Annotated in this window: 8 protein-coding genes and 2 pseudogenes; 4 read left to right on the top strand and 6 right to left on the bottom strand. The window is 40.1% G+C overall.

Annotated features, from left to right (window positions below; all coding sequences use genetic code 11):
• Window positions 1-121: 121 nt before the first annotated feature.
• On the top strand, window positions 122-553 hold the full coding sequence (locus tag ACKTT2_RS07310; protein WP_407885299.1) for a photosystem I reaction center subunit II PsaD: 432 nt from the start codon (window positions 122-124) through the stop codon (window positions 551-553).
• Between the two features lie 148 nt (window positions 554-701).
• The gene (gene trpE / locus ACKTT2_RS07315; protein WP_407885300.1) at window positions 702-2,234 is read left to right on the top strand and encodes an anthranilate synthase component I; all 1,533 of its coding nucleotides are present in this window, start codon (window positions 702-704) and stop codon (window positions 2,232-2,234) included.
• 76 nt (window positions 2,235-2,310) lie between these two features.
• Here the strand turns inward: trpE and ACKTT2_RS07320 are convergent, their stop codons facing one another.
• Window positions 2,311-2,571 (bottom strand): type II toxin-antitoxin system RelE family toxin, encoded by a 261-nt coding sequence (locus ACKTT2_RS07320; RefSeq protein WP_407885301.1) that lies wholly within the window; start codon window positions 2,569-2,571, stop codon window positions 2,311-2,313.
• Window positions 2,564-2,857, bottom strand: coding sequence for a hypothetical protein (locus ACKTT2_RS07325; RefSeq protein WP_407885302.1), 294 nt, complete (start codon window positions 2,855-2,857; stop codon window positions 2,564-2,566). The genes ACKTT2_RS07320 and ACKTT2_RS07325 overlap by 8 nt, the downstream gene beginning before the upstream one ends.
• A 320-nt stretch (window positions 2,858-3,177) precedes the next feature.
• On the opposite strand from ACKTT2_RS07325, the gene ACKTT2_RS07330 reads away from it, so the two are divergent.
• Window positions 3,178-3,762 carry a YqhA family protein gene (locus tag ACKTT2_RS07330; protein WP_407885303.1) on the top strand — a complete coding sequence of 195 codons (585 nt, stop codon included), beginning with the start codon at window positions 3,178-3,180 and terminating at the stop codon, window positions 3,760-3,762.
• 301 nt (window positions 3,763-4,063) lie between these two features.
• Here ACKTT2_RS07330 and ACKTT2_RS07335 read toward each other — a convergent pair.
• Both ACKTT2_RS07335 and ACKTT2_RS07340 read right to left on the bottom strand, forming a co-directional pair.
• Window positions 4,064-4,618, bottom strand: a pseudogene (locus ACKTT2_RS07335) (helicase); the annotation flags it as partial.
• On the bottom strand, window positions 4,560-5,102 hold the full coding sequence (locus ACKTT2_RS07340) for a hypothetical protein (protein ID WP_407885304.1): 543 nt from the start codon (window positions 5,100-5,102) through the stop codon (window positions 4,560-4,562). The gene ACKTT2_RS07340 and the pseudogene ACKTT2_RS07335, both read right to left, overlap by 59 nt.
• Before the next feature lie 79 nt (window positions 5,103-5,181).
• Between ACKTT2_RS07340 and ACKTT2_RS07345 the strand changes: the two are divergent.
• Window positions 5,182-5,295 (top strand): annotated as a pseudogene (locus ACKTT2_RS07345) (chorismate-binding protein); the annotation flags it as partial.
• A gap of 94 nt (window positions 5,296-5,389) precedes the next feature.
• Here the strand turns inward: ACKTT2_RS07345 and ACKTT2_RS07350 are convergent.
• Together ACKTT2_RS07350 and ACKTT2_RS07355 are read right to left on the bottom strand one after the other, a co-directional pair.
• Window positions 5,390-5,653 carry a type II toxin-antitoxin system RelE family toxin gene (locus ACKTT2_RS07350; RefSeq protein WP_407885305.1) on the bottom strand — a complete coding sequence of 88 codons (264 nt, stop codon included), beginning with the start codon at window positions 5,651-5,653 and terminating at the stop codon, window positions 5,390-5,392.
• 1 nt (window position 5,654) lies between these two features.
• Complete coding sequence (locus tag ACKTT2_RS07355; RefSeq protein ID WP_407885306.1) at window positions 5,655-5,948, bottom strand: hypothetical protein; 294 nt, start codon at window positions 5,946-5,948, stop codon at window positions 5,655-5,657.
• Between the last annotated feature and the right edge of the window lie 308 nt (window positions 5,949-6,256).

Here is a 6,256-nt window from a genome sequence, read left to right on the forward strand (position 1 = left end):
ATTCTTACTCCCAATCCCCAATCCCCAATTCTTACTAACGACTGTTACAGTCTATGACGCAATCGTAATATAAGGCTAGTTGCAGTGATAGTATGCCCTAAAAACGTTGAGAGAGAACTCTATGGCGGAAACACTTTCTGGACAAACTCCCATTTTTGGTGGCACCACTGGCGGCTTGCTCAAAAAAGCGGAAGTAGAAGAAAAGTACGCTATCACTTGGACTAGCCCCAAGGAACAGCCCTTTGAACTACCAACTGCTGGTACTGCTATCATGCGCCAAGGAGAAAACCTCCTATATTTGGCACGCAAAGAGTATGGTGTCTATCTGGGCGGTCAAGTATTCCGGAAGTTGAAAATCACAGACTACAAAGTTTATCGGATTTTCCCCAACGGAGAAATTCAGTATATCCACCCAGCTGATGGCGTCTTCCCAGAAAAAGTCAACCCAGGTCGTGAAAAAGTTCGTTACAACGACCGTAGAATTGGTGAAAATCCTAGCGCCGCTCAAGTTAAATTTAGCGGTACTACTACCTATGATGCTCCCAATTCATAGTTAATTGTTAGTGGTTGGTGGTTAGTTGTTGGTAGGGGCGCGGCGGCCTTGCGCCCGTAAACGGGTGGTAGTTGTAACAATCAACTATTAACTACAGCCACTAGCCCCTAGCCACTAACAACTAACCCCTAACCCCTAACCAATCATTATGATTTTCCCAGAATTCTCAGAGTTTTCCGAGTTAGCTAAAGAGGGCAATTTTGTTCCGGTTTACCAAGAATGGGTAGCAGACCTCGATACACCAGTGTCTGCTTGGTACAAAGTCTGTGCGGGTCAACCTTATAGCTTTTTGTTGGAATCTGTTGAGGGTGGAGAAAAGCTGGGACGGTATAGTTTTGTGGGTTGCGATCCGTTGTGGGTTCTAGAAGCAAGGGGGGATTGCGTTACTCAAACACACCGAAATGGTTCTCAGGAAGTCTATGAAGGTGACCCCTTTGCAGCATTGCAAGCTTGTTTGGAACCTTATAAACCAGTGAAATTGCCTCAATTACCTCCAGGTATTGGGGGTTTATTTGGTTTTTGGGGTTATGAATTGATTCACTGGATAGAACCAAGAGTCCCAATTCATCCACCAGATGAAAGGAATATTCCTGATGGGTTGTGGATGCAGGTGGATAGCCTCTTGATTTTTGACCAGGTGAAGCGGAAAATTTGGGCGATCGCATATGCTGACTTGCGCGATGTAGAAACCAAGCATGGGGCGTTAGAACAAGTGTATCAACAAGCGTGCGATCGCGTAACTCATATGGTAAGCAAGCTATCTTTGCCTCTATCGCCGCAAAAGACTATCCTAGAATGGAAGCCACCGGGAACAAACAAATCGGGGAAAGGAACGGGAATAGAAGAGTACGAGAGTAACTTCACGCGATCGAGTTTTTGTGCCAGTGTTGAGAAAGCCAAAGAGTACATCAAAGCAGGAGATATTTTTCAAGTCGTTATTTCCCAACGATTGACAACAGAATATAGTGGCGACCCTTTTTCTCTTTATCGCTCGCTTCGGCAAATCAATCCTTCACCTTACATGACGTATTTTAACTTTCAGGATTGGCAAATTATTGGCTCTAGCCCGGAGGTGATGGTAAAAGCAGAACTGGATGCTGAAGGAAACGAGATTGCGACTGTACGTCCTATTGCGGGAACTCGTCCGCGAGGGAAAACTCCTCAAGAAGATAGAGCAAATGCTCTTGACTTACTCCAAGACCCCAAGGAAGTTGCAGAACACGTCATGCTTGTCGATTTGGGGCGGAACGATTTAGGGAGAGTTTGTCAAAGTGGAACTGTGAGAGTTGATGAACTTATGGTTATTGAGCGTTACTCTCACGTGATGCATATTGTCAGTAATGTTGTTGGTAAACTTGCACCAGGAAAAACAGCATGGGATTTACTGAAAGCTTGTTTTCCTGCGGGGACAGTCAGTGGCGCACCTAAAATCCGAGCCATGGAAATTATTTATGAGTTGGAACCTAGTCGTCGCGGGGTGTACTCTGGGGTTTATGGGTATTATGATTTTGAAGGACAGTTGAATAGTGCGATCGCAATTCGGACAATGGTGGTTCGGAATAATAAGGTGAGCGTGCAAGCAGGTGCTGGTTTGGTTGCTGATTCCGATCCGGAAAAGGAATATGAGGAGACGTTGAATAAGTCGAGAGGTCTTTTGGAAGCTATTCGCTGTTTGAGGTAAATCCAAGAGTTTAGGAACCGCAGCCTGTAGCAGATGAACGCTGATGATTTGTACCTCATTCAGTTGTCATCCTCTTTCAATCGTAGACTTCACCACGGTGAGCGATTGTATTTACTAACACCTGCATAGCTTCATCATCTATTGAGTAAATAACTCGATAGTTTCCTATTCGATAACGGTAGTAACCAGAATAATTTCCCTTAAGCAGTTTAATGTTCGGATGAGAGCGGGGATTTTGCTCTAACCGTTCTAGACACTTAGCAATTTTTTTGGCAAGTGCTTTGTCTGCGGCTGCATAGAATGCTTGTGCATCAGGATACAAGATAACCTCATACATCCGAGCGAATCGATCTCCAATTTACTAGATGAGTTTTGGGAGTTCCTTCTCGGTTCTTCTTAATTTTTTCTAACAGCCCAGGAATTTCTTCAAGTTCCTGAGTGGCTTCCTCACTCTCTTTTTCTACAAGGTAAGCTGCAAAGTCCGCAACCACTTGTAATCGCTCTAGAGATAGCTGTTTTAAGTACTGGTTGATGTGTTCTTGAAGTTCAATCGCTTGAGCAAGTGCGATCGCTTCGGGGTTCTCTTCAAAATTGTTTTTATTTGTCTGAATTGTATCTACCATTGCAAAAACCTTAGTGTACTTTACTATTATTTCTTCAATCTCTGGTTCAATTCCGGTAATCTTGAGTTCTGCTGCTAATTGTTTTAAGCTTCATAGCAAGCATTAGTTATTTTCATCTTACCCGTAAAATAATATGATTCCTATACGAGTACCGATTATACTTGTTAAGTAGGTAAGTTAAAAAATAACTCCTATAAGTTTTTGCTAATTTGTCACTAGTTTATCCTGTTTGGCTTTATATTAGAGAACGTTTGTCAACTAATTGTTACAAACCCTGACACTTTCATGTAACAAGGTTCTGGAGTAAAGAGATTAAGAATATGGTTTTGAGACATATCGTTCAGAAGATTTTTCTTATCTGTCAAGCATCGGTTCTACTACCTGTCGTTTGTTTATTATTGGCAGGGTTTACACTCTTAGTATATGGCGCTGTTCAAACTGTTACCACGATAAGTCTCGCGATTGTCGTAGGTAATGTATCTAGCAAAGAAGCAAAAATAATGATTTTGTCGTTTATCGAAATCATTGATGTGTTTCTCCTTGCAACAGTTTTCTACATTACAGCCTTAGGACTCTATGAACTTTTTGTTGACAATCGCATTAGAGTGCCTACTTGGTTAGAAATCCGTAGCATTGACGATCTTAAAAATAAGCTTGCTAGTGTTGTGGTAGTGATTTTAGGTGTTGTGTTCCTTGGACAGGCAGTGAGGTGGGAGAGTGGAAGAGAAATCTTGCCCTTTGGATTGAGTGTTGCCTTGGTGATTGCAACATTAACCTATTTTCTAGGCGAAAAAACTAAAAGTGAACAAATGAAAAAGCTTCTTAGTAGTAAAGGAACAAAAAACTTAATTTACTCTAACTCTGAAAATCAAGTAGAGGTTACCAATAACAAAGATCGAGACTAAACTTTGTTTAATATTGGGATGAAAGCGAGGATTGAATTTCAGTAACTCAAAAGCACGATCTAGACGTTCTTGTAATTTAGCAGATGCTGCTTCAAAAAACTCCGTTGCCTCGTTACTTAAGTCAATATTATACAAGTTAGGACTTCCTTTTAAGTTTCTCAAGAGGCGTAATGCGACTTTCAGCAACGTCTTTCTTTCCTCTTTCAAAGGATTCAACAAATCCAGGAATTTTTTCAAGTTCCTGAGTTGCTTATTCACTCTCTTTATCTACAAGGTAAGCTGCAAAGTCAGCACAATTAACGCTCTGATTCTTCCTATGCACCTGCTTAAGCTCATTGATGAGATTTACCATTCGCTCCGAAAAAGTTTCACCTATAGCAAATACAGATTTGCCACCTATAGGAATAATAATGAAATGATTTCTGCCAATTTTCCCAGAACCAAAAATCCTGGTCATTATCGAAGCTTTCAAAATTAATAATATATTTAAAAGATTGAGTACACTTTCCTGTATAGACAATTGCTGATTTTGAAGGTCATCTTGATAATAAACCGAACGTTCTGCTAAGTAAAAAATTAGCTCCTTGTCCTGATTGTCTATTTCATCATCTCCACGTCCTCTATAAATGACCTGAATCACTTCCATCAGGTTCTTTTCAATTTGAAAGCTGGGAATCTCCACAAGAATATGTTTTGCTTTGGGGAAAGACAGTCCTCTACTTCCAGATGCTGTCATAAAAACAATTTTGACCTCATCTTTATATTTATTAATCTTCTCTTTCTCTTCTTCAGAAATATTAGCGTGTATTTCTAAGTAATCTCGGAATAGCTGAAAATCTTCCTGCTGCTTTTTGATTCCGTGTGCTTAATCCGCGATCGCTATACCCTACTGCATGCAATACCACTGATGCTTCTTCTTGAAGAAGGCGGCTTTCTTTTAGAAATTCATAAAAACTATGAAGATAACCTGCTGCTTGAATGAGCTTGGAACTCTCTTTATCTTTATATTTAAAAGCTGTAAAGTAGCTCTTTAAATCTTCTGAAAACTCCAAATTTAAAGATTTTGTATCTATACTGAGATGAGAAAAAACACTTTTTGACCGTAGGTAATTAATATCTTTAATTAATAAACGTCGGATAATTTCTATATAATCTAAATTTTTGACTTCTTCCTCGTTTCTAATAGAAAAAACAGATAAATCAACACACAAAATTTTTATTTGCTTCCGGTTACGTAGTAAAATCAGGGTATCTGCATTCACAAACTCTCCTTTTTTGCCCAGATCTAATTCCTTCCAGACATACTGTTCGATACAGCGAGCGATATCTTCTTCTGTCAATATGTCCAACTGGCGCAAGACCTCTTTAAACCACTGTTCCGTATTTTTACTCTCGTAAGTTCCTATACTGTTATCACCGCTAAACTTGCAAGCAGGTGCTGGTTTGGTTGCTGATTCCGATCCGGAAAAGGAATATGAGGAGACGTTGAATAAGTCTAGAGGTCTTTTGGAGGCTATTCGCTGTTTGCGATAAACCGGGCTGTGTGTAAATCCAGTGCGGGCGATTGGAAATCACGCCTACACAGGCAAAATCCACCTACGTAGGTTTAATTTAACAAAGTTTCAACCTATGAATCATAAACTTCACCACGATGAGCAATCGTAGCTACTAACACCTGCATGGTTTCATCATTAATCGAGTAAACAATTCGATAATCACCGACTCTATAACGGTAGTAACCAGAGTAGTTTCCTTTGAGAGGTTTAATGTTGGGGTGAAAGCGAGGATTGGATTTCAGTAACTCAAAAGCACGATCTAGACGTTCTTGTAATTTAGCGGATGCTGCTTCAAAAAACTGTGTTGCCTTGTCGCTCAAGTTAATATTATACAACTTAGTACTTCCTTTTGAGTTTCTCAAGAGGTGTAACGCGACCTTCAGAAATGTCTTTCTTTCCCTTTTCAAAAGATTCAACAAACCCAGGAATTTCTTCAAGTTCCTGAGTTGCTTCCTCACTCTCTTTGTCTGCAAGGTAAGCTGCAAAGTCCGCAATAACTTTTAATCGCTCTAGAGATAGCTGTTTTAAGTACTGGTTGATGTGTTCTTGAAGTTCAATCGCTTGAGAAAGTGCGATCGCTTCAGAGTTCTCTTCAGTATTGTTTTCAACTGTCTGAATTGTATCTTCCATTATATGAACCTTAGTTTTTGTAAATTATAGCTTTTCTACGATTGCTAACTATATTTGCTAGCATTTTCATTGTTTTGAGGGGCTTGGTGTAACAAGTTCTGATAAATCAGAAACTGCTACCGGGATTGGTTCATTCGCCGTGTACAGTGAGGCTGTAAGTCCTTTTTTTACTGATGACCAGTCTGAACGTATTATAAGATAGCTACAGTGGATTATAGCGGTTATCACTTGAATGAAGTACAGATTTATCCGCTACGGGCTGCTACAGGCTGCGGTTCCATAACTTTTTTATGTATTGCACTCAATTG

The sequence above is a fragment of the Scytonema hankhaensis NUACC26 genome (assembly GCF_045865695.1).
Lineage (GTDB): Bacteria > Cyanobacteriota > Cyanobacteriia > Cyanobacteriales > Nostocaceae > Scytonema.

Coding starts and splice junctions, on each gene's coding strand:
- trpE (WP_407885300.1), top strand. CDS start 702: ATGATTTTCCCAGAATTCTCAGAGTTTTCCGAGTTAGCTAAAGAGGGC.
- ACKTT2_RS07310 (WP_407885299.1), top strand. CDS start 122: ATGGCGGAAACACTTTCTGGACAAACTCCCATTTTTGGTGGCACCACT.
- ACKTT2_RS07320 (WP_407885301.1), bottom strand. CDS start 2,571: ATGTATGAGGTTATCTTGTATCCTGATGCACAAGCATTCTATGCAGCC.
- ACKTT2_RS07355 (WP_407885306.1), bottom strand. CDS start 5,948: ATGGAAGATACAATTCAGACAGTTGAAAACAATACTGAAGAGAACTCT.
- ACKTT2_RS07330 (WP_407885303.1), top strand. CDS start 3,178: ATGGTTTTGAGACATATCGTTCAGAAGATTTTTCTTATCTGTCAAGCA.
- ACKTT2_RS07325 (WP_407885302.1), bottom strand. CDS start 2,857: ATGGTAGATACAATTCAGACAAATAAAAACAATTTTGAAGAGAACCCC.